The following is a 21,448-nucleotide window of genomic DNA, read 5'->3' on the forward strand; positions in this document are numbered from 1 at the left end:
GCATAGTGGATTTTGAACCTTGGTGGTTGATATTCGTGCCGGTGTTGTTCGCGCTGGGCTGGTTGGCCGCGCGCTTCGACATCCGGCAGATGCTGCGGGAGACCCGCAGCCTGCCCGATTCGTATTTCCGGGGCCTGAACTTCCTGCTCAATGAGCAGCCCGACCGCGCCATCGACGCGTTCGTCGAGGTGGCCAAGCTCGATCCCGAGACGACCGAACTGCACTTCGCGCTGGGCAGCCTGTTCCGCCGCCGCGGTGAAATGGAGCGCGCCATCCGCGTGCACCAGAGCCTGCTGAACCGCTCCGACCTGCCCGCCGCCGAGCGCGAGCACGCCCAGCATGAACTGGCGCAGGATTTCCTCAAGGCCGGCATGCTCGACCGCGCCGAAAGCGGCTTCGAGCAGCTCAAGGACACCCGCTATGCCTTGCCGGCGCTGCGCTCGCTGATCCGCATCTACGAATCCGAGCACGACTGGCCGCGCGCCATCGAGGCCGTCAAGACGCTGCATGGCCTGGTCGACGAGCCGGTGCCGCAGATCGTGCATTACTACTGCGAGCAGGCCGCGACCGCACTGGCCGCCAAGCCGCCCAATGTCGATGCCGCGCACGCCGCCCTGGATGCCGCCGATCACGCCCTGTCGACCGCGGATGCCGGCATGTCGAGCAAGGGCGCCATGGTGCGCACCGCGATGCTGCGCGCGCGCCTGGCGCTGATCGAGCAGGATCCCAAGCGCGAGCGCCTGTACCTGGAGTCGGTCATGACCGACGCCCCCGAGTACGCCGGCCTGGTGGCCGAGCAGTTGCTGGCCAACTACCGCGCCGCGGGCCAGGCCGAGGCCGGGCTGGAGTTGCTGCAGCGCCAGTACGCCCGCCATGCCTCGCTCGACCTGTTCAATGTCGTGTTCCGCGAGCTGCGCGTGCAGCAAGGCTCGGCGCCGGCCTGGGCGTTCGCCCGCGGCGCGCTGCGCAGCCATCCCTCGCTGCTCGGCCTGGACCGGCTGCTGGAGGCCGAACTGGCCAACGCGGAAGGCGCCACCGAACAGGGCCCCGTGCCCGGGGCCGACCTCACGCTGCTGCGCAGCCTGATCCACAAGCATACGCAACGACTGGACCGCTACGCGTGCCGGAGCTGCGGTTTTCAAGCGCGCCGTTTCTACTGGCAATGTCCTGGCTGCAATGCCTGGGAAACCTACGCGCCGCGTCGTCTGGAAGAACTTGAATGAGCCAATTTCCCGCCGAATCCATTTCGCATAGCCGCGTGCTCGTGGTGGGCGATGTCATGCTGGACCGTTACTGGTTTGGCGAGGTGGAGCGTATTTCGCCCGAGGCGCCGGTGCCGGTGGTGCGCGTCGCGCGCCGCGAGGACCGCCTGGGCGGCGCCGCCAACGTGGCGCGCAACGTCGCCGCGCTGGGCGGCCATGTCACGCTGGTGGGCGTGCTGGGCGAGGACGAGGCCGGCGACAGCGTGCGCCGCCTGGCCGCCGAGGCCGGCATCCAGGCCGACCTGATCACCGACCTGAGCCTGCACACCACGCTGAAGATGCGCGTGCTGGGCCGCCAGCAGCAGTTGCTGCGCGTCGACTTCGAGCAGCATCCGGCGCAGGAAGCGCTCGACAGCATCGACGCCGCGCTGGCGCGCCACCTGGCCAACCACGACATCGTGGTGCTGTCGGATTACGCCAAGGGCGTGCTGACGCGAGTCGAGTCGCTGATCGCGCTGGCCCGCAGCGCGGGCATTCCGGTGCTGGTCGACCCCAAGGGTGATGACTATTCGCGCTATCGCGGCGCCACGCTGGTCACGCCCAACCGTTCCGAAATGCAGCAGGCCGTCGGCCGCTGGAATTCCGAATCCGAACTGACCGATCGGGCGCAACGCCTGCGCGCCGATCTGGACCTGGAAGCCTTGCTGGTGACGCGTTCCGAGCAGGGCATGACTTTGTTTACCGACACGGGCCGCGAGCACATCGACGCGCAGGCGCATGAGGTGTTCGATGTGTCCGGCGCGGGCGATACCGTGTTGGCGACGCTGGCCGTCTCGCGCGCCATCGGCCTGCCGTGGGCGGATGCCATGGGCTGGGCCAACCGGGCCGGCGGCATCGCCGTGGGCAAGCTGGGCACGTCCGTCGTCACCGCCGCCGAACTGGCAGGAGAACTCTCATGATCGTCGTTACCGGAGCCGCGGGCTTCATTGGCAGCAACCTGGTTCGCGGCCTCAATCGTCGTGGCATCGAAGACATCATCGCGGTCGATGACCTGACCGAGGGCGACAAGTTCGTCAATCTCGTGGACTGCAAGATCGCCGACTACCTGGACAAGGACGACTTTCGCCGCCGCGTCGCCGATGGCAGCCTGCCGCAGATCCGCGCCGTTCTGCATCAGGGCGCCTGCTCGGACACCACCGAGCGCAACGGCCGCTACATGCTCGACAACAACTACCGCGTCACGCTGGAATTGTTCGAATTCTGTCAGGCGCGCCGCATTCCTTTCCTGTATGCCTCGTCGGCCGCTGTCTACGGCGGTTCGTCGATCTACGTGGAAGATCCGGCCAACGAAGGCCCTCTGAATGTCTACGGCTATTCCAAACTGCTGTTCGACCAGGTGCTGCGCAAGCGCATGGACTCCCTGACCGCCCAGGTTGTCGGCTTGCGCTACTTCAACGTCTACGGTCCGCACGAGCAGCACAAGGGCCGCATGGCCTCGGTGGCCTTCCACAACATGAACCAGTTCCTGGAACACGGCCACGTGCGCCTGTTCGCCGGCTGGGACGGCTATGTGGACGGCGGCCAGAGCCGCGACTTCATCTCGGTCGAGGACGTGGTGGCGGTCAATCTGCACTTCCTGGACCATCCGGAGCAGTCGGGCGTGTTCAATTGCGGCACGGGCCGGGCCCAGCCGTTCAACGACGTCGCCGCGGCGGTGGTGAATACGCTGCGCGCCGAACGCGGCGAGGCGCAGTTGACGCTGGCCCAGTTGGTCGAGCTGGACCTGATTCGTTACATCCCGTTCCCGGATGACCTCAAGGGCCGTTACCAGAGCTACACCCAGGCCGACGTCAGCCGCCTGCGCGCGGCGGGCTTTACCGCCCCCATGCGCGACGTGCAGACCGGCGTGGCCGAGTATGTGCGCTACTGGCGCGCGCGCAAGTAGGCCGATACGGCCGCCGCCGGCCTGTGGCCGTGCCGACTTGAAACAGAGCCGCCTTCCGAGGCGGCTTTTTTTGGCCTACGCAGTTGCCGAGGTGGATCAATCCATGCACAGCGCAACCGCCGGGCGCGGCGCGCGGGCCATGATCCGGAGGTGGCGCGGCAACCGTTGCGCCACGCCTTTTCCGGAGACCTGTCCATGAATCCCTTCCTCCATTCCACCGTTGCCCGCCGCCTGCCCGCGCTGCCGTGGCGCCGTCAACGACCCGTCGCCGCGCGGCGCGGTACGCCGGTGTTGCGCCAGGCGCTGGGTGCGGCCCTGCTGGTCGTCGGCGTGGCGCACGCGCCGGCGCAGGCGCTGGATCTGAACGATGCCACCGTGCAGCAGCTCGAGGGCATCCGCGGCATCGGGCCGCGCACGGCGCAGATCATCGTCAGCGAACGCGACCGCGCCGGCAAGTATGAATCGCTGCAGGACCTGGCCGACCGGGTACGCGGCATCAGCCAGAAGAAGGCGGAGGCCCTGGGGGCCGCCGGCCTGACGGTTGGCGCGGCCGGCGCCGAGCCGAAGGGCGCGGGCGCGAAACCGGCGGTCCCGGCGTCGGCCCGGTCCGCGGCAGGGGCGGGCGCCGCCAAGGGCGCCCCCGCGGGTGTCGGGGCCAGGCCCGGCGCGGCCCAGGCGGGCAAGCCCGCCGCGCCAACCCGGCCTTGACCGGCGCCGCCTCGGCCTGCCTGCGTTGCCATGTCCGCCGCCATGGCCGGGGCGGATTCGGGCCTTGCCCGGCGCCTGGCGGGGCTGGCGCTGCCGGGCACGGAACCCCTGGCGCGAGCGCGGCTTTTGGCGACGCGTCGCGCCGGGCGGGGTTATCATCGGCCCCATGACTACTACCTATCCCACTATCGAGCAGACCGTCGGCAACACGCCGTTGGTGCGCCTGCAGCGCATTCCCGGCGCCGCAGGCGCGGCGCGCGGCAACGTTATCCTGGCCAAGCTGGAAGGCAACAATCCGGCCGGCTCGGTGAAGGACCGGCCGGCGCTCTCCATGATCAAGCATGCCGAGGAGCGCGGCGACATCAAGCCGGGCGACACGCTGATCGAGGCGACCAGCGGCAACACGGGTATCGCGCTGGCCATGGCCGCCGCCATGCGCGGCTACCGCATGATCCTTATCATGCCCGACAACCTGTCGGTGGAACGCCGCGCCGCCATGACGGCCTATGGCGCCGAGCTGATCCTGACGCCGGCCGACAAGGGCGGCATGGAATACGCCCGCGACCTGGCCACGGAAATGCAGGCCGATGGGCGCGGCGTGGTGCTGGACCAGTTCGCCAATCCGGATAATCCGCGCGCCCACGTCGAGACCACCGGCCCGGAAATCTGGACCCAGACCGACGGCCGCGTCACGCACTTCGTCAGCGCCATGGGCACGACCGGCACCATCATGGGCGTGTCCACCTATCTGAAGTCGCGTAATCCGGCGGTGCAGGTGGTGGGCGCGCAACCGGCCGAGGGGTCATCGATTCCCGGCATCCGCAAATGGCCGGAAGCCTACCTGCCCAAGATCTTCGACCGCAGCCGCGTGGACGCCTACGAGTCCATCGAGCAGGCCGAGGCCGAAGCCATGGCGCGCCGCCTGGCGGCTGAAGAGGGCATCTTCGGCGGCATTTCGTCGGCCGGCGCGCTGGTCGCCGCCCTGCGCGTGGCCGAGCGCGTGAACGACGCGACCATCGTCTTCATCGTCTGCGACCGCGGCGACCGCTACCTGTCCACGGGCGTCTTCAACAACTGACGCCTTGCACGGGGCCGCTTCGCCCCAGGAAAAACGCCCCACGTCCCGGATGCCATCCGGAGCGTGGGGCGTTTGCGTTGCGGGCCCGATCGCGCGGCGCCGCGCCCGTCCAGTCCTTATTCGGGCTGGATGTTGGCGTCCTTCATCACCTTGATCCAGCGTGCGCTTTCGGCCAGGTTGAAGGCTTCGGCTTCCTGGTAGCTCATGGTGCTGGGCAGGGTGCCTTGCGATTTCAGCGCCTCGACCACCTTGGGCGATTGCGACGCCTCGATCATGGCCTTGTTGAGCTTGGCGATGATGGGTTCGGGCGTGTCCTTGGGCACCCACATGCCGTACCAGGTGACGATGTCGAAGCCGGGCAGGCCATTCTCGGCGATGGTCGGGACGTCGGGCAGCTCGGCCAGGCGGGTCTTGGTGGTGACGGCGATCGGGCGCACCTTGCCGCTCTGGATCAGGGGCAGGGCGGGCGCCAGCGGTGCGTACATCAGGTCGACGTGGCCGCCGGCGACGTCGGTCAGGGCCGGGCTGCTGCCGCGGTAGCCGACGTGCGAGATGGAGGCCTTGGTGGTGGTGTTGATCAGCTCACCGGCCAGGTGCGGCAGCGTGGCCACGCCGGGCGAGGCAAAACTGAGCGAACCCGGCTGGGCCTTGGCCTGCGCGATCAGCTCGCCGAAGGTCTTGAACTTGGAGTCGGGCGGCACCACGGCCACCATCGGCACCGTGCCCAGCACGCCGACCATGCGGAAATCCTTGATCGGGTCGAAAGTCAGGCTCTTGAACTGGGCGGGGTAGATGCCCTGCACCGACGGGTTCATCAGCACGGTGTAGCCATCGGCCGGCGCGCGCGCGACCTGGGCGGCGCCGATGGTGCCGCTGGCGCCGGGACGGCTTTCGATCACCAGCGGCTGGCCCAGGATTTCACCCATGCGCACCGCGATCACGCGGCCCACCACGTCGGTCGGGCCACCCGCGGCCCACGGCATGATTACGCGGATCGGCTTGTCGGGATAGGCGTCCTGCGCCTGTGCGCCAGCCAGCGGCAGGGCCCCTATGGCGATCGCCGAGCATGCCGCGGCGAGCAAAGTGCGCTTGTTCATCTGCTGTCTTCTCCTACAAAGGTGAGGTTGGCCGAGGGCAGGGCCGCGTACAGCAGCGCCTTGACCTCTTTCAGTTGCTGGCCAGTGGTGGCTTCGTTCTTCTGCATGCGCCCCAGGGGGCCGGCCACCACGATGGCGAAGGGTTGTTCATAGGCGCGGAACCCGAGCGAGATGGACATCACGTCCTCGACGTTTTCGCCCAGGGAACGTTGCCAGCCGCGCTGGATGCCGGCCTGCAGGTCGCGCTCGAACGCGGCCTGGCTGGTCAGGGTGGTTTCGGTGTACGAGGCGAAGCCGGGATAGGTCTTGAACCATTTCTGGCGCTCGTCCTCGGACAGCACCGAAAGCAGGGCCTTGCCCGAGCTGGTGGCGTGCACCGCCTTGAATCCGCCGGGCTGATGCGAGAAGCGGATGGTCTGCTTGGACTCGGCGACGATCAGGTACACGACCTTGTCGTCTGCAAGCTTGGCCAGCAGGGCGGTCTCGCCGGTGATGTCGCGCACCCGCGCCAGCACCGGTTCGATCACGGCGTTCAGCGGATCGCTGCGACAGATCAGGGTGGCGACGTGGATCAGCTTCTGCGTCGGGTAGTAGCCGTGCTTCTTGCCGATCTCGTACAGATAGCCGCGCGCCACCATGGTCTTGAGCAGACCATGGCAACTGGACAGCGGAATCTCCATCTGCGCGGCGATCTCGCTGTACAGCAATGGCTTCTGCGCCTCGGCGAAGAGGTTCAGAACATCCAGGACTCGTGCGGCTGTTTTCACATCCATGATGTTATTATCCTATATGTGATAAATTTGTGTCAAATTCTTAATTCATGGCCAAGGAGCCGCGCCACATGAGATGGAAGAACCGTCCCGAGGGATCGAACTGGGGAGACTTCGGCCCTGATGACCAACGGGGTTGCCTGAATTACATCACTCCCGCGAACGTGATGAAGGGAATCCAGGAAGTCCGCGAGGGCCTGAGCTTCTGTCTGTCGCTGCCGCTGGACTATCCCGGCGGCAACGGCGTCAATGTGCGCCGCCATCCGCCCAAGCTGCGGCCGACCGAGCGCGACGGCGACCAGTACCTGAACTTTCCGCTGGGCCGCCTGCGTCCGGGATGCGTCGATGTGCTGAGCGACGACATCGTCGAGATGAGCCTGCAGTACTCGACCCAGTGGGATTCGCTGGCGCACGTGGGCGCCTTGTTCGACGCCAATGGCGATGGCCTGCCCGAGCGCGTCTACTACAACGGCTACCGTCCCAACGAACACGTGGTCGGCCCGGTGGACTACGACGTCGACAATGGCTTCGCCAAGACCGACCTGGGGCGTGGCGGCGCCTCCCATGCCAAGAAACTGGACATCACCCACCTGGCTGAATCCTGCCTGCAGAGCCGTGGCGTCATGGTGGACCTGGCCCGGCATTATGGCCGCGAGCAGAAGTCGGTGGGCTACGACGATCTGATGCGCATCATCGAGGCCGATGGCATCGAGATCGAGCAGGGCGATATCGTGCTGTTCCATACCGAATTCGGCGATGCGCTGCTGGAAAAGCAGCGCCAGCCGGACCACCACACCCTGCACGAGATCTGCGCCGGGCTGGATGGCAGCGACGAGAAGCTGCTGCAGTGGATCACCGATTCCAAGGTGGCCGCCATGGCGTCGGACAACCACGCGCTGGAGATCTACCCGACGCAGAAGCCGAACGCGTGCTGCGCGGCATTGCCGCTGCACCACCACTGCATCTTCAAGCTCGGCCTGCCGATCGGCGAGATGTGGTATCTGGGCGCGCTGGCCCGCTGGCTGACCGCCAACGGCCGCAGCCGCTTCCTCCTGACCGCGCCGCCGCTGAACCTGCCGGGCGCGGTGGGTTCGCCCGCCACGCCGGTGGCCACGGTATGAAGCCTGCGGCGGCGCGGGCGCGGCGGGCACCGGCCCCTCAGCGGCCGACGCGCGCCTCGATTTCGCTGGCCAGATCTGCCACGGCAGTGGCGTAGAAGTAGCTGCGGTTGTACTTCGTCAGCGCGAAGAAGTTGGGCGTGCCGACGCGGTATTGCGCGGTGCCGCGGGCTTCTTCCACCAGATCGACCACGCCCATGGGCTGGCTGCCCCAGCCGTTGGCCGAGGCGCCGGGCTGCAGGCGCGCGCCGGCCGCTGTCAGGGTGCCCCAGGTCTGCTTGGGTTCCAGGCCGCCGTCCACCAGCGCGGTGGGATCGGCCGGCAACGTCACCGGCGCGAATACCGGCAGTCCGCGTTGCCAGCCGTGCTGCGACAGGAAGCTGCCGACCGACATGATGGCGTCGCGGGTGTTGTTGGTCAGGTCGATATGGCCGCTGCCGTCGCCGTCCACCGCGTAGTGTTTGATGCTGGTGGGCATGAATTGCGGCATGCCGATGGCGCCGGCGTAGGAGCCACGCGTTTCGAGGTCGAGCTTGCCGGTCATGGCCAGCGTCAGGAAGTCGGCCAGTTGGCCTCGGAACATGGTGGCGCGCTCGGGCTTGGCCGGGTCCGGATAATCGAAGGCCAGCGTGGTCAGCGCGTCCAGCACGCGGAAATTGCCCATGTTGCGGCCATAGAGCGTTTCAACGCCGATGATCGAGGCGATGATCGGCGCCGGCACGCCAAAGCGCTGCGCGGCCTGGTTGAGTTGGTCGCGATGCTCGTTGTAGAACTCCACGCCCCAGCCGATGCGCTTGGGCTCGACGAAGCGCGAGCGGTAGGTCAGCCAGCTGCGCCAGATCTTTTTCCCCGGCGGTGACGGCGCGATCAGGCGCGCCACGGTGGCGTTGTAGCGCGTGCTTTCGAGCGCCGAGACCATCGGCTGCAGCGGCAGATTGCGTTCGACGGCCAGGCTTTCGACGAAGCTGCGCACCTCGGGGCGCAGGACGCCGCTGGGGGTGAGGGCGGCCGGGCCGTCGTCCGCCAGTTCGGGGCCGGGGGGCGGCGCCGCGGGTCCGATGCGGATGGGGGCGGGGTTGCCGGCGGTGGCCGCGGGGGCCTGGACGGCGGAGGGATTCGAGGCGGTGGGAGCGGTGGTGGAACAGCCGGCCAGGAGGGCCGACAAGGTGCCGAGTTGCAGTAATCGCCGACAGGTGAACATAATCTTCCTTATGGAGACCATGTATCTTACCCACCCGGCATGCCGCTTGCATGAAATGGGCAGTTGGCATCCGGAGAGCCCGCAGAGGCTGGACGCCATTTCCGACCAATTGCTTGCCAGCGGCCTGATGCCCTATCTGGATGACCGGCAGGCGCCGCAGGCGTCGCGCCATGACTTGCTGCGGGTGCACACTGTCCAGTATCTGGACGATTTGCGCGGACATACGCCCGAGCAAGGGTATTACCCGATAGATCCCGATACCCTGATGAATCCGCATACCTACGAGGCCGCGCTGTACGCTGCCGGCGCAGGGGTGGCGGCGGTCGACGCGGTGATCGGCGGCGAGGCCCGCACGGCTTTTTGTGCGGTGCGTCCGCCCGGGCACCATGCCTGCCGCACGCAGGCGATGGGCTTCTGCTTCCTGAACAACGTGGCCATCGCGGCCCGCCACGCCATGGACTTCCACGGCCTGTCGCGGGTGGCGATCGTCGATTTCGACGTGCACCACGGCAACGGCACCGAGGATGTCTTCGCCGGCGACGACCGGGTGCTCATGTGCAGCATTTTCCAGCATCCCTTCTTTCCCAACAGCGGCACCGAACATCCGGCGGCCAACATGGTCAACGTGCCGGTGGCCGCCTATACGGCGGGCGCCGCCGTCCGCGCCATCGTCACGGACACCTGGCTGCCGCGGCTGGAGGCGCACCGCCCGGAACTTATTCTGATTTCGGCCGGTTTCGATGCCCACCGCGAGGACGACATGGGTCAAATGGGGCTGGTGGAGGCCGACTATGCATGGATCACCGAGCAGCTCGTGGAGGTGGCCGAACGCCACTGCCAGGGGCGGATCGTCAGCACGCTCGAGGGCGGTTACAACCTGTCCGCCCTGGGGCGCAGCGTCGTGGCCCATATACGGGCGCTGGCGAAGCTGTAGAATCAGGAAAAAATTGTGCAATGCGATCCCGGCGGGTCGTTGATCCGCCGGGAATTTATTTCCATTTGGAGGCAGCGGGATGAAGGTGTTGGTACCTGTCAAGCGCGTCGTTGACTACAACGTCAAGGTGCGCGTCAAGTCTGATCAGACCGGCGTGGATATCGCCAATGTGAAGATGTCGATGAACCCCTTTGACGAGATCGCCGTCGAGGAAGCCACCCGCCTGAAGGAAAAGGGCGCCGTGGCCGAGGTCGTGGCGGTTTCTTGCGGCGTTGCGCAATGCCAGGAAACCCTGCGCACCGCCATGGCCATCGGCGCCGACCGTGGCGTGCTGGTCCAGACCGACGCCGAACTGCAACCGCTGGCCGTGGCCAAGTTGCTCAAGGCCCTCGTCGACAAGGAACAGCCGCAACTGGTGATCCTGGGCAAGCAGGCCATCGACGACGACGCCAACCAGACCGGCCAGATGCTGGCCGCGCTGCTGGACTGGCCGCAAGCCACGTTCGCCAGCAAGGTCGAGCTGGCCGATGGCAAGGCCACCGTCACGCGTGAAGTGGACGGCGGCCTGGAAACGCTGACGCTCAAGCTGCCGGCCATCATCACCACCGACCTGCGCCTGAACGAGCCGCGCTACGTCACGCTGCCGAACATCATGAAGGCCAAGAAGAAGCAGCTGGATACCGTCACCCCCGAGGAACTGGGTGTGGATCCGGCGCCGCGCCTGAAGACGCGCAAGGTCAGCGAGCCGCCCGCCCGCAAGGCCGGCATCAAGGTGGCCGATGTCGCGGCCCTGGTGGACAAACTCAAGAACGAAGCGAAGGTGGTTTGAGATGACGACGCTGGTTATTGCCGAACACGATAACGCCCAACTCAAGGGCGCAACCCTGAACGCCGTCGCCGCCGCCGCCAAGATCGGAGGCGACGTCCACGTGCTGGTCGCCGGCGCCAATGCCCGCGCCGTGGCCGACCAGGCCGCGCAGGCGGCTGGCGTGGCCAAGGTGCTGCTGGCCGACGCGCCGCAACTGGCCGACGGCCTGGCCGAGAACGTCGCCGCCCAGGTGCTGGCCGTGGCCTCGGGCTACAGCCACATCCTGTTCCCGGCCACCGCCTCGGGCAAGAACGTCGCCCCGCGCGTGGCCGCCAAGCTCGACGTGGCCCAGATCTCCGACATCATCGGTGTCGAATCCGCCGACACCTTCCAGCGCCCGATCTACGCCGGCAACGCCATCGCCACCGTGCAGTCGGCCGACCCGGTCAAGGTCATCACCGTGCGCACCACCGGCTTTGACGCCGTGGCCGCGCAGGGCGGCTCGGCTGCCGTGGAAGACGTCGCCGCCGTGGCCGATTCCGGCCTGTCGAGCTTCGTCGGCCGCGAAGTCGCCAAGAGCGACCGTCCGGAACTGGCCGGCGCCCGCGTCGTCGTGTCCGGCGGCCGTGGCCTGGGCAGCGCCGAGAACTTCAAGATCCTGGATCCGCTGGCCGACAAGCTCGGCGCGGCCCTGGGCGCCTCGCGCGCCGCGGTCGATGCCGGCTACGCGCCGAACGATTGGCAGGTCGGCCAGACCGGCAAGATCGTTGCGCCGCAACTGTACGTGGCCGTCGGCATTTCCGGCGCCATCCAGCATCTGGCCGGCATGAAAGACTCCAAGGTCATCGTCGCCATCAACAAGGATGCCGAAGCGCCGATTTTCGGCGTGGCCGATTATGGCCTGGTTGGCGATCTGTTCCAGGTGGTTCCCGAACTGACCAGCGCCCTGTAAGTCGACGCGCCCCGGCGTTAATGCCAAAAGCCCGCGGACATTATGTCCGCGGGCTTTTTATTTGCCCGCCTGACAATCGAAACTATTTGCTATTTCCAGTGCAATTCTTTTGATCTTTGGAAAGATTCTGATAATGTATGCCGCGCGCAGATAGGATTCGCGCAAGTGCTTGGCCGGTACATAACGAAGGAGATTCGGGATGGAATGGTTATTTGACACTCTGCGGAAATATCCGGAACTGGCGATATTCCTTACCCTGGGTCTGGGATATTGGATCGGTGCCAAAAAGATATTCGGATTCAACCTGGGGGCGGTCACCGGCACCCTGCTGGTGGGCGTGCTGGTCGGCCAGCTCGATATCACGATCGCCCCGATCGTCAAACAAGTCTTCTTCCTGCTGTTCCTGTTCGGCCTGGGCTATGGCGTCGGCCCGCAATTCTTTCGCGGCATGAAAAGCGATGGCCTGCCGCAAGTCATTTTCGCCGTGGTCATCTGCGTCATCTGCCTGCTGGTGACCTGGGGCACTGCCGTGGGCTTCGGCTTCGATGCCGGCACCGGCGCGGGGCTGCTGTCCGGCGCGCAGACCATTTCGGCGGTGATGGGGGTGGCCACCGACACCATTAACGGCCTGGGCATCGACGCGGCCACCAAGAAGAAGTGGATCGACAGCATTCCGGTGGCGTATGCGGTCTGCTACATCTTCGGCACGGTCGGCAGCGCCTGGCTGCTGGCCTCGCTGGGCCCGAAACTGATGCGCGTGGACATCGTCAAGGAGTGCAAGGAGTACGAGGCCAAGATGTCCGGCGGCGCGGATTCGATGGAGCTGTCGGGCTACCGCAAGTTCATCTCTCGCGCCTACAAGCTCGATCATTCCGAATGGGTCGGCAAGACCGTGGGCGATGTCGAGTCGCGCTTCGTCGAGGCGCGCGTGTTCATCGAGCGCATCCGCCGCGGCGACCAGATCCTCGACACCGATTCCACCACCGTGCTGCAGGCCGGCGACGTCCTGGGCGTGGCTGGCCGGCACGACGCGCTGGTATTGCAGGCGGCCGGGATCATCGGCGCCGAAGTCGAGGACCGTGACCTGATCAACCTGCCCGCCGAGATCGTCGAGGTTGTGCTGACCAACAAGAATCTGGCGGGCAAGACCGTCAAGGAAATCGCCGAAATGGAGCAGGTACGCGCACTGGGGCGTGGCGTGTTCCTGCGCAAAGTGGTTCGCGGCGGCCATGAGATGCCGATCAACTGGGGCCTCAAGCTCGACCGCGGCGACCGCCTGTTCCTCCTTGGCGCCAAGCGCGATGTCGAGCGGGTGGTCGGCAAGGTGGGGTACGTGGACCGCGCCACCGAGCAGACCGACATGGTGTTCGTGGGCTTCGGAATCCTGCTGGGCGGGCTGTTCGGCACGCTGGTGCTGACCGTGGGCGGCATTCCGATCACGCTGTCGACTTCGGGCGGCTCGCTGATCGCGGGGCTGATCTTCGGCTATCTGCGATCGGTGCACCCGACTTTTGGCCGGGTGCCGGAACCCGTGCACTGGTTCCTCACTTCGGTCGGCCTGACCGCCTTCGTGGCCGTGGTCGGAATCAGTTCGGGCCCAGGCTTCGTGCAGGGCTTCCAGCAACTGGGCGCCAAGCTTTTCATTGCGGGCATCATCGCCACCAGCGTGCCGATGATATTGGGGGTGTATATCGCCCGCTACGTCTTCAAGTTCCACCCGGCCATCGTCCTCGGGGTCTGCGCCGGGGCGCGCACCACCACGGCCGCCATCGGCCAGATCACCGAGACCGCGAAGAGCCAGGTGCCCGCCCTGGGCTACACCGTGCCCTACGCCATCGGCAATACCCTGCTCATCATCTGGGGCATTGTCATCGTCATGCTCATGACCTAGGGGCCGTTTCCGCCGAAGGAAATCTCGCCCTTCGGGGGAAACGGATTTCTGCGGGATGTCCGCCCGCGAACCGCGGGCGGACCATCCGTCCGGGAAATTCCCGGCAAGCGTCCGTCAATCGCAAACCAGGAGTAACTGAACAATGGCTTCCACCGCGCCTCTCACCGTCAGCCTGGCCTCGGCCCTGAAAACCACCCGCTCGCGCCAACGCGACCTGGAGCAACTGTCTCCCTTTGAACTGAAGGATTATCTGATCACGCTGGCCAAGGACACCCAGCAGACGGCCGCGCTGACCATGTTGAACGCGGGTCGCGGCAATCCCAACTGGATTGCCACCGAACCGCGCGACGCCTTCTTCCTGCTGGGCCAGTTCGCCATGAAGGAAGCGCGCCGGGTGCGCGACGATGTGATTCTGGCGGGCATGCCGCCCAAGAAGGGCTGCGCCGACCGCCTGCGCAAGTTCCTGTCCAAGAACAAGGGCGCGGCGGGCGCGGACTTCCTGGCCGGGGTGCTGGAGTACGGCGTGAAGATCAAGAACTTCGTGCCCGACGAATGGATCCATGAGCTGACCGACAGCGTCATCGGCGACAACTATCCGGTGCCGCCGCGCGCCCTGGTGCATCTTGAGCAGGTGGTGCATGACTACCTGATCAAGGAAATGTGCGACGGCCGGCCGCCCAAGGGCAAGTTCGACCTGTTCCCGGTCGAGGGCGGCACGGCGGCCATGTGCTACATCTTCGATTCGCTGATGCAGAACGGGCTGCTCAAGCAGGGCGATACCATCGCGCTGTTCCTGCCGACCTTCACGCCCTACATCGAGATCGCGCACCTGGAGCGCTTCCAGTTCAAGATCGTCGCCATCAACGCCAGTAGCGTGCGCGCCGACGGCACCCACGACTGGCACTATCCGGCCTCGGAAATCGCCAAGCTCGAGAATCCGAAGATCAAGCTGGCGGTGACGGTGAACCCCAGCAACCCGCCGTCGGTCGCCTTCAGCCCGGTCGAGATGAAGCAGATCGTGGGACTGATCCGCAAGAATCCGGACCTGGTGCTGGTGACAGACGACGTGTACGGCACCTTCGTGCCCAACTTCCGCTCGCTGATGGCCGAGGTGCCGCACAACACCATCTGCGTGTATTCGTTCTCGAAGAACTTCGGCTGCACCGGCTGGCGCCTGGGCGTGATCGCGACCCACGAGCAGAACACCATGGACCGCCGGATCGCCGAGCTGCCGGCGTCGTGGAAGAAGCGCCTGAACAAGCGCTATGGCGCCATGACCATGGAGCCCGAGAAGCTCAAGTTCATCGACCGAATGGTGGCCGACAGCCGCAACGTGGCGCTGAACCACACGGCGGGCCTGTCGCTGCCGCAGCAGGTGCAGATGGGCTTTTTCGCTCTGTCGCACCTGCTGGACCTGAAGGACGCCTACAAGCACCTGACGATGCAGATCGTGCGCGCCCGACGCGACGCGCTGTGGCGCGGGCTGGGGGCGCCGCTGCCGCCGGAAGACCCGATGCGCGGCTGGTACTACGTCGAGCTGGACTTCATGGTGTGGGCCAAGAACACCTACGGCGATGCCTTCTGCAAATACATGACGTCCAACTACGAGCCGGTCGACTTCCTGTTCCGCCTGGCCGAGAAATCCGGCGTGGTGTTGATGGACGGCGGCGGTTTCGGCGGCCCGCCGTGGTCGATCCGGATTTCGCTGGCCAACCTGGATGATGGCGACTATTCCAAGATCGGCAAGCACATGGTCGACGCCGCCACGGAATACGTCGAGGCCTGGAAGGCCGGCCAACTGGTGCGTTCGGGTCCGACCGCCGGCAAGGGCCAGAAGGTCAAGCCCGCCGCCGCCAAGCGCAAGGCCGCCGGCAAGCAAGCCGCCAAGAAGGCGGTGAAGCAGGCGGTCAAGAAGGCCGCCAAGGCCGAGCGCTCGGCCACCAAAGGGGCGAAGTAGCCGCCATCGTCCGCCAGATCCAGGGTGACATGACCTCATGACGTGCTCAGTCGGGTTTTTCAATAACGTTCCCATCGCGGTGCTGTTTCTGACGGTGGGGTTGGGATACCTGATCGGCAAGCTCAAGGTCGGGCCGATCCAGCTCGGGGGCGTGTGCGGCACGCTCATCGTTGCCCTGCTGATCGGCCAGACCGGTTGCCAGATGCGCGGCGACCTGAAGGAGGTCGCGTTCGCCCTGTTCATCTTCGCCATGGGCTATTCGGGCGGACCGCAGTTCTTCGCCAACCTGAACCGGTCCAGCCTGCGCTACATCGTGCTGCCCATCATCGAGGCGCTGCTGGTGCTGACCATCGTGCTGCTGGCGGTGCCGCTGTTCGGGCTGGACGCGGGCACGGCGGCTGGACTGGCTGCCGGGGCGGCAACCGAGTCGGCCGTGGTCGGGACCGCGGCGGAGGCGCTCAAGCACCTGGGTCTGCCCGACGCCGACGTGCAGCGCATGGAGGCCAATATCGCCACCGCCTACACGCTGACTTATCTGGTGGGCCTGATCAGCATCGTGTTCTTCACCAGCCAGGTGGCGCCGGCCCTGTTGCGCATCAACCTGCGCGAGGCCTCCAAAGCGCTTGAGGAGAAACTGGGCGGGGGGCCGGGCGAGACCGACGAGAACCTGCTGCCGACCCTGCCGCGGCTGGTGGGCCGCTCGCACGTGGTCAAGGACGCGGACGGCAGGACGGTGGGCGAGGTCGAAGCCGAATTGGGCGGACGCACCGCCATCAGCCGCATCCTGCGCAATGGCGAGGCGATCGAGCCCACGCCCGAGGACCGGCTGGCCACCGGCGATATCGTCGTCGTGCTGGGCCTGCGCCGCTTCGCGCTGCGGGCCGGCTCGGTCGTCGGGCCGGAGATCCAGTTGCCGGAGGCGCATGCCGATGACCTGCAACTGGCCGAGTTGCAAGTCATCGTCAACAGGAAGACGGTTAATGGCCGCACCCTGGGCGAATTGGCCAAGGGGCCGCGCGCGCAGCGGGCGCGGGGCGTGTTCCTGCAGTCGATCCAGCGGTCCGGTCATATGCTGCCGCTCACGCCTGCCACCGTGGTGCAGTATGGCGACCTGGTGACGCTGGTGGGCGCCGAGCCCGAGTTGTCGCAGGCCGGCGCGGGGCTGGGCAACGAGCTGCGGCGCAGCGGCGTGACCGACCTGGTGTTCCTGGCCTTCGGCATTCTCGCGGGCTTGATGATCGGCGCGCTGGGGGCACGCCTCTGGGGCATTCCGGTGTCGCTGGGCAGCGGCGGCGGCGCCCTGGTCAGCGGCCTGGTGTGCGGCTGGATCAACGCCAAGCGGCCCGCATTGGGGCACATGCCGGACCAGGCGGTGCAATTGCTCAAGGATCTGGGGCTGGCGGTGTTTGTCGCCTGCGTCGGCCTGTCGGCCGGGCCGGAGGCGGTGTCGCTGATCCGCGAGCACGGCGCGGTGCTGCCGCTGATCGGCCTGCTGGTATCGCTCGGGCCGGCCTGCCTGTCGCTGTGGGTCGGGCACAAGCTGCTCAAGATAGAGGGGCCGCTGCTGGTCGGCGCCATCGCGGGCCAGCACGTCAGCACGCCGGCGATCAGCGCCATCCTGGGCGCCAGCGGCAGCGCGGTGCCGCTGCTGGGCTACACCGTGACCTACGCCATCGCCAACGTGCTGTTGCCGGTGCTGGGGCCGATCATTGTGTCGCTGGCGCATCACCTCGGTGGATGAGGCCGGCAGGGCGCGTTGCCCCATGAGGCGGAGCGAGGGTTTAACATAGGCTAGGGAAACTACCGAGACCGCCATCGACCGCGCCATGCGTGTCGCCCAAGGCGGCATCCCATCGCACCCCGCCGCCCCCGCCGTCACGGGCGCAGGCTCATGGAGACAAGATGCCCTACCTTACCCCGCTGCAGGATTTCCGCTTCGCGCTGAAGGAACTGGCCGGCCTGGACGACGTCCTCAAACTGCCCGGATTCGAAGAGGTGACGCCCGATCTGGTGGACGCCATCCTGGAAGAGAACGGCCGCTTCGTCGAGCAGGCGATCGCGCCGCTGAACGTACCCGGCGATACCCGCCCGCCCGTCTGGAACGACGGCCATGTGACCGCGACGCCAGGCTACGCCCAGGGATTCAAGGACTATGCCGCCGGTGGCTGGCAGGGACTGCAGCATCCGCAGGCCTGGGGCGGCCAGGGGCTGCCCAAGCTGGTCGCGGCCGCGCCTGGCGAAAACATCCAGGCCGCCAGCCTGGCGTTTTCGTTGTGCCCGATGCTGACCGACGGCGTGATCGAGGCCATCCTCACCGTCGGCTCGGAAGAACAGCGCAAGAAGTTCGTGCCCAACCTCATCGGCGGCAAATGGACCAGCACCATGAACCTGACCGAGCCGCAGGCCGGCTCGGACCTGGCCCAGGTCGCCACCCGTGCGGTGCGCCAGGAGGACGGCAGCTATCGTCTGTCGGGCCAGAAGATCTTCATCACCTACGGCGAGCATGACCTGGCCGAGAACATCATCCACCTGGTGCTGGCGCGCACGCCGGACGCGCCGCCCGGGGTCAAGGGCATCTCGCTGTTCATCGTGCCCAAGTTCCTGGTCGGCGCCGATGGCGCCCTGGGCGCGCGCAACGACGTCTGGTGCGCCTCGCTGGAGCACAAGCTGGGCATCCATGGCAGTCCCACGGCCGTGCTGCTGTATGGCTCGGGCAAGGGCGAGGCGGGCGAAGGCGCGGTCGGCTATCTGGTGGGCGAGTTGAATCGCGGCCTGGAATACATGTTCATCATGATGAACGCGGCCCGCTATTCGGTCGGGCAGCAGGGCATCGGCGTGTCCGAGCGGGCTTACCAGCACGCGCTGGCCTATGCGCGCGAACGGGTGCAGGGCAGGGCGGTGGAAGGTTCCTCCGCGGCGGTCGCGATCGCGCGCCATCCGGACGTGCAGCGCATGCTGCTGACCATGAAGGCGCTCACCGAGGCGGCGCGCGCCGTGTCGTACGTGACCGCCGCTGCGCACGACAAAGGCACGCATCACCCGGATCCCGAGCAGCGCGCCCGCAATCGCGCGTTCTACGAATACATGGTGCCCATCGTCAAGGGCTTCTCGACCGAATCGGCGGTGGAGGTGGCCTCGCTCGGCATCCAGGTGCATGGGGGCATGGGCTATATCGAGGAGACCGGGGCCGCGCAGTATTACCGTGATGCGCGCATCCTGCCGATCTACGAAGGCACCACCGCGATCCAGGCCAATGACCTGGTCAGCCGCAAGACGCAGCGCGATGGCGGCGCCACCGCCTACGCCGCCATCTCGGCCATGCGCGAGACCTTGCGGGCGGTCGAGGCCGAGTCGTCGCGGGCGGCCGCCGCCGACCGCGACGGCCTGCGCCTGCTGCGCGACAACCTCGACAGCGCCATCCAGGCCTATGAGTCGGGCGTGGAATTCATCCTTGAACAATCCGCGGCGAATATCCGGGCGGTGTACGCCAGCAGCGTGCCGTACCTGATGCTGGCCGGCGTCGTGCATGGCGGCTGGCAGATGGCGCGCGCGGTGCTGGCGTGCCGCCGGCTCCTGGCGGGGGGATCGACCGATCCGTTCCATCGCGAGAAGCTGGCGACGGGATTGTTCTACGCCGCCCACATCCTGCCGCGCGCCCTGGCGCTGTCGGCGGCGGTGCGCGCCGGCGTGGTGGCGGACGCCTGCGGCGCGGCCGCGAATATTGCATAAGGTTATATGTCTTGCGTATTTCCCCTGCAACAGGTTTGATGGAAGAATCGTTTCCAGGGGCGGCACAGGCCGCCGCCGAAACGTTTTTCAGGCCGGCCGCCGGACGTGGCGGCCGGTCGATTCCGTAACCTGAATCCGCAAGCAGGAGACACCATGAGTCATCTACGCCTGGGCGACACCGCGCCCGATTTCGAACAGGAATCCTCGGCCGGCCCGATCCGTTTCCATGAGTATCTGGGCAATAGCTGGGGCGTGCTGTTCTCGCATCCGGCCGACTTCACGCCTGTCTGCACCACCGAGCTGGGCTACACCGCCAAGCTGGCCGACGAATTCGCCAAGCGCAACGTGAAGGTGCTGGCGCTGTCGGTGGACGGCACCGACTCGCACACCAAGTGGATCGAGGACATCAACGACACCCAGTCGACCAAGGTCAATTTCCCGATCCTGGCCGACAAGGATCGCAAGGTGTCCGAGCTGTACGACATGATCCACCCCAACGCCAACGCCACGCTGACTGTGCGCTCGGTCTTCATCATCGACCCGAACAAGAAGGTGCGCCTGATCATCACGTATCCGGCCAGCACTGGCCGCAACTTCAACGAGATCCTGCGCGTCATCGACTCGCTGCAACTGACCGACAGCCACAGCGTGGCCACGCCGGTCAACTGGGAAGACGGCGACGACGTCATCATCGTGCCGTCTCTGCAGGACGAAGCGGTGATCAAGCAGAAGTTCCCGAAGGGCTACAAGGCGGTGCGTCCCTATCTGCGCATTACGCCCCAACCGAATAAGTAAATAAGAAATCCGTGCGCAAGGCGGTGCGTCACCGCTTGCCCGGATTCTGGCGCCAGCCACCCGCAAAGCCGCGTATTCCCTGGGAATGCGCGGCTTTTTCACAGGGGGCGGCGGCCGCGCTATATGCCTGGGAGCGATGAGCAATCAAAGAATGATTCGTTCCGTTCAGAACAGGCCCCCGGCAAACTTGCTTCCACATTGCCAAACACGCGAAGGGAGCAGGGAATGTCTTTCAGGAAAGCCGGATGGTTGGCCGCCTTGGCCGCAGTGACGATGTCTCTCGCCGCGATCGCGCCGGCGCAGGCGCAGCAGAAGCAGACTCTTTTGAACGTGTCGTACGACCCGACGCGCGAACTGTATCGCGCCATCGATGACGCCTTCATCAAGCAGTACAAGGAAAAGGCCAACGTCGACCTGACCATCCGTCAGTCGCACGGCGGCTCCGGCCGCCAGGCGCGCTCGGTCATCGACGGCCTGGAAGCCGACGTGGTGACGCTGGCGCTGGCCTACGACATCGACGCCATCGCCGACCGCGGCCTCTTGCCCGAGAACTGGCAGGCGCGCCTGCCGCAGAACAGCTCGCCCTACACCTCGACCATCGTGTTCCTGGTGCGCAAGGGCAATCCCAAGCACATCAAGGACTGGGACGACCTGGTCAAGGACGGCGTGCAGGTGATCACGCCCAACCCCAAGACCTCGGGCGGTGCCCGCTGGAACTATCTGGCCGCCTGGGCCTACGCGCTGGAAAAGAACGGCGGCAGCGAAGAGAAGGCGCGCGCCTATGTCGGCGAGCTGCTCAAGCACGTGCCGGTGCTCGATACCGGCGCCCGCGGCGCCACCACGACCTTCGTCGAGCGCGGCGTGGGTGATGTGCTGCTGGCCTGGGAAAACGAAGCCTTCCTGGCGCTGGAGGAACTGGGTCCGGACAAGTTCGACATCGTGGTGCCGTCGCTGTCGATCCTGGCCGAGCCGCCCGTGGCCATCGTCGACAAGATCGTCGACAAGAAGGGCACCCGTGCCGCGGCCCAGGCCTACCTGGAATTCCTCTACACCCCGGCGGCCCAGGAGATCATCGCCAAGAACTACTACCGGCCGATCGACAAGACCGTGGCCGCCAAGTACGAAAGCAAGTTCCCCAAGGTCAAGCTGGTGACCATCGACGACAAGATCTTCGGCGGCTGGCGCAAGGCGCAGAAGGACCACTTCAGCGACGGCGGCACCTTCGACCAGATCTACCAGCCGCAGAAGAAGTAAGCGGACAAC

Annotated in this window: 18 protein-coding genes; 15 read left to right on the top strand and 3 right to left on the bottom strand. The window is 66.4% G+C overall.

Going from position 1 to position 21,448, the window contains the following annotated elements; translation table 11 throughout:
• Nucleotides 1–5 precede the first annotated feature (5 nt).
• The 5 genes from lapB to cysM all read left to right on the top strand — a co-directional run bounded on the left by lapB (nt 6) and on the right by cysM (nt 4,933).
• Entirely contained in the window at nt 6–1,223 is a 1,218-nt protein-coding gene (gene lapB / locus SB816_RS17895; RefSeq protein ID WP_054501455.1) for a lipopolysaccharide assembly protein LapB, read from the top strand.
• Complete coding sequence (rfaE1, locus tag SB816_RS17900) at nt 1,220–2,161, top strand: D-glycero-beta-D-manno-heptose-7-phosphate kinase (protein WP_054501454.1); 942 nt, start codon at nt 1,220–1,222, stop codon at nt 2,159–2,161. The genes lapB and rfaE1 overlap by 4 nt, the downstream gene beginning before the upstream one ends.
• On the top strand, nt 2,158–3,147 hold the full coding sequence (rfaD, locus tag SB816_RS17905) for an ADP-glyceromanno-heptose 6-epimerase (protein WP_116792628.1): 990 nt from the start codon (nt 2,158–2,160) through the stop codon (nt 3,145–3,147). Before rfaE1 ends, rfaD begins: the two co-directional genes overlap by 4 nt.
• Before the next feature lie 195 nt (nt 3,148–3,342).
• The gene (locus SB816_RS17910; protein WP_144655002.1) at nt 3,343–3,855 is read left to right on the top strand and encodes a ComEA family DNA-binding protein; all 513 of its coding nucleotides are present in this window, start codon (nt 3,343–3,345) and stop codon (nt 3,853–3,855) included.
• Between the two features lie 166 nt (nt 3,856–4,021).
• Nucleotides 4,022–4,933, top strand: a complete 912-nt coding sequence (gene cysM, locus SB816_RS17915) for a cysteine synthase CysM (RefSeq protein ID WP_054501451.1) — start codon at nt 4,022–4,024, stop codon at nt 4,931–4,933.
• Nucleotides 4,934–5,049: 116 nt separating this feature from the next.
• Here cysM and SB816_RS17920 read toward each other — a convergent pair whose 3' ends face one another.
• On the bottom strand, nt 5,050–6,030 hold the full coding sequence (locus SB816_RS17920; RefSeq protein WP_064527124.1) for a Bug family tripartite tricarboxylate transporter substrate binding protein: 981 nt from the start codon (nt 6,028–6,030) through the stop codon (nt 5,050–5,052).
• A complete protein-coding gene (locus tag SB816_RS17925) occupies nt 6,027–6,803 on the bottom strand; it encodes an IclR family transcriptional regulator (protein ID WP_054501449.1) in 777 nt (258 codons plus the stop codon). The genes SB816_RS17920 and SB816_RS17925 overlap by 4 nt, the downstream gene beginning before the upstream one ends.
• A 68-nt stretch (nt 6,804–6,871) precedes the next feature.
• Here SB816_RS17925 and SB816_RS17930 point away from each other — a divergent pair, with 68 nt between their 5' ends.
• On the top strand, nt 6,872–7,921 hold the full coding sequence (locus SB816_RS17930; RefSeq protein ID WP_054501939.1) for a cyclase family protein: 1,050 nt from the start codon (nt 6,872–6,874) through the stop codon (nt 7,919–7,921).
• 37 nt (nt 7,922–7,958) lie between these two features.
• Here SB816_RS17930 and mltB read toward each other — a convergent pair whose 3' ends face one another.
• On the bottom strand, nt 7,959–9,119 hold the full coding sequence (gene mltB, locus SB816_RS17935; RefSeq protein WP_144655004.1) for a lytic murein transglycosylase B: 1,161 nt from the start codon (nt 9,117–9,119) through the stop codon (nt 7,959–7,961).
• Between the two features lie 10 nt (nt 9,120–9,129).
• On the opposite strand from mltB, the gene SB816_RS17940 reads away from it, so the two are divergent.
• From SB816_RS17940 to SB816_RS17980, 9 genes are all read left to right on the top strand, one after another.
• Entirely contained in the window at nt 9,130–10,053 is a 924-nt protein-coding gene (locus SB816_RS17940) for a histone deacetylase family protein (RefSeq protein WP_082401859.1), read from the top strand.
• Between the two features lie 79 nt (nt 10,054–10,132).
• Nucleotides 10,133–10,882, top strand: a complete 750-nt coding sequence (locus tag SB816_RS17945; protein WP_410547346.1) for an electron transfer flavoprotein subunit beta/FixA family protein — start codon at nt 10,133–10,135, stop codon at nt 10,880–10,882.
• Between the two features lies 1 nt (nt 10,883).
• Complete coding sequence (locus SB816_RS17950) at nt 10,884–11,813, top strand: electron transfer flavoprotein subunit alpha/FixB family protein (RefSeq protein ID WP_144655005.1); 930 nt, start codon at nt 10,884–10,886, stop codon at nt 11,811–11,813.
• A 199-nt stretch (nt 11,814–12,012) separates the two neighbouring features.
• The gene (aspT, locus tag SB816_RS17955) at nt 12,013–13,704 is read left to right on the top strand and encodes an aspartate-alanine antiporter (protein WP_116792316.1); all 1,692 of its coding nucleotides are present in this window, start codon (nt 12,013–12,015) and stop codon (nt 13,702–13,704) included.
• A 142-nt stretch (nt 13,705–13,846) separates the two neighbouring features.
• Complete coding sequence (locus tag SB816_RS17960; protein WP_054501444.1) at nt 13,847–15,661, top strand: bifunctional aspartate transaminase/aspartate 4-decarboxylase; 1,815 nt, start codon at nt 13,847–13,849, stop codon at nt 15,659–15,661.
• A 37-nt stretch (nt 15,662–15,698) separates the two neighbouring features.
• Complete coding sequence (gene aspT / locus SB816_RS17965) at nt 15,699–17,402, top strand: aspartate-alanine antiporter (protein WP_116792314.1); 1,704 nt, start codon at nt 15,699–15,701, stop codon at nt 17,400–17,402.
• A 161-nt stretch (nt 17,403–17,563) separates the two neighbouring features.
• Nucleotides 17,564–19,390, top strand: a complete 1,827-nt coding sequence (locus SB816_RS17970; RefSeq protein WP_410547347.1) for an acyl-CoA dehydrogenase — start codon at nt 17,564–17,566, stop codon at nt 19,388–19,390.
• 153 nt (nt 19,391–19,543) lie between these two features.
• Nucleotides 19,544–20,185, top strand: coding sequence for a peroxiredoxin (locus tag SB816_RS17975; protein ID WP_006388282.1), 642 nt, complete (start codon nt 19,544–19,546; stop codon nt 20,183–20,185).
• A 225-nt stretch (nt 20,186–20,410) separates the two neighbouring features.
• Complete coding sequence (locus tag SB816_RS17980; RefSeq protein ID WP_049072363.1) at nt 20,411–21,439, top strand: sulfate ABC transporter substrate-binding protein; 1,029 nt, start codon at nt 20,411–20,413, stop codon at nt 21,437–21,439.
• Nucleotides 21,440–21,448 lie beyond the last annotated feature (9 nt).

This window comes from Achromobacter sp. SIMBA_011 (assembly GCF_046535435.1).
Classification (GTDB): Bacteria; Pseudomonadota; Gammaproteobacteria; order Burkholderiales; family Burkholderiaceae_B; genus Achromobacter; species Achromobacter dolens.

What these genes read in the sequence shown, in the direction of transcription:
- rfaE1 (WP_054501454.1), top strand. Translation starts at nt 1,220, where the DNA reads ATGAGCCAATTTCCCGCCGAATCCATTTCGCATAGCCGCGTGCTCGTG.
- rfaD (WP_116792628.1), top strand. Translation starts at nt 2,158, where the DNA reads ATGATCGTCGTTACCGGAGCCGCGGGCTTCATTGGCAGCAACCTGGTT.
- SB816_RS17910 (WP_144655002.1), top strand. Translation starts at nt 3,343, where the DNA reads ATGAATCCCTTCCTCCATTCCACCGTTGCCCGCCGCCTGCCCGCGCTG.
- cysM (WP_054501451.1), top strand. Translation starts at nt 4,022, where the DNA reads ATGACTACTACCTATCCCACTATCGAGCAGACCGTCGGCAACACGCCG.
- SB816_RS17920 (WP_064527124.1), bottom strand. Translation starts at nt 6,030, where the DNA reads ATGAACAAGCGCACTTTGCTCGCCGCGGCATGCTCGGCGATCGCCATA.
- SB816_RS17925 (WP_054501449.1), bottom strand. Translation starts at nt 6,803, where the DNA reads ATGGATGTGAAAACAGCCGCACGAGTCCTGGATGTTCTGAACCTCTTC.
- SB816_RS17930 (WP_054501939.1), top strand. Translation starts at nt 6,872, where the DNA reads ATGAGATGGAAGAACCGTCCCGAGGGATCGAACTGGGGAGACTTCGGC.
- mltB (WP_144655004.1), bottom strand. Translation starts at nt 9,119, where the DNA reads ATGTTCACCTGTCGGCGATTACTGCAACTCGGCACCTTGTCGGCCCTC.
- SB816_RS17940 (WP_082401859.1), top strand. Translation starts at nt 9,130, where the DNA reads ATGGAGACCATGTATCTTACCCACCCGGCATGCCGCTTGCATGAAATG.
- SB816_RS17945 (WP_410547346.1), top strand. Translation starts at nt 10,133, where the DNA reads ATGAAGGTGTTGGTACCTGTCAAGCGCGTCGTTGACTACAACGTCAAG.
- SB816_RS17950 (WP_144655005.1), top strand. Translation starts at nt 10,884, where the DNA reads ATGACGACGCTGGTTATTGCCGAACACGATAACGCCCAACTCAAGGGC.
- aspT (WP_116792316.1), top strand. Translation starts at nt 12,013, where the DNA reads ATGGAATGGTTATTTGACACTCTGCGGAAATATCCGGAACTGGCGATA.
- SB816_RS17960 (WP_054501444.1), top strand. Translation starts at nt 13,847, where the DNA reads ATGGCTTCCACCGCGCCTCTCACCGTCAGCCTGGCCTCGGCCCTGAAA.
- aspT (WP_116792314.1), top strand. Translation starts at nt 15,699, where the DNA reads ATGACGTGCTCAGTCGGGTTTTTCAATAACGTTCCCATCGCGGTGCTG.
- SB816_RS17970 (WP_410547347.1), top strand. Translation starts at nt 17,564, where the DNA reads ATGCCCTACCTTACCCCGCTGCAGGATTTCCGCTTCGCGCTGAAGGAA.
- SB816_RS17975 (WP_006388282.1), top strand. Translation starts at nt 19,544, where the DNA reads ATGAGTCATCTACGCCTGGGCGACACCGCGCCCGATTTCGAACAGGAA.
- SB816_RS17980 (WP_049072363.1), top strand. Translation starts at nt 20,411, where the DNA reads ATGTCTTTCAGGAAAGCCGGATGGTTGGCCGCCTTGGCCGCAGTGACG.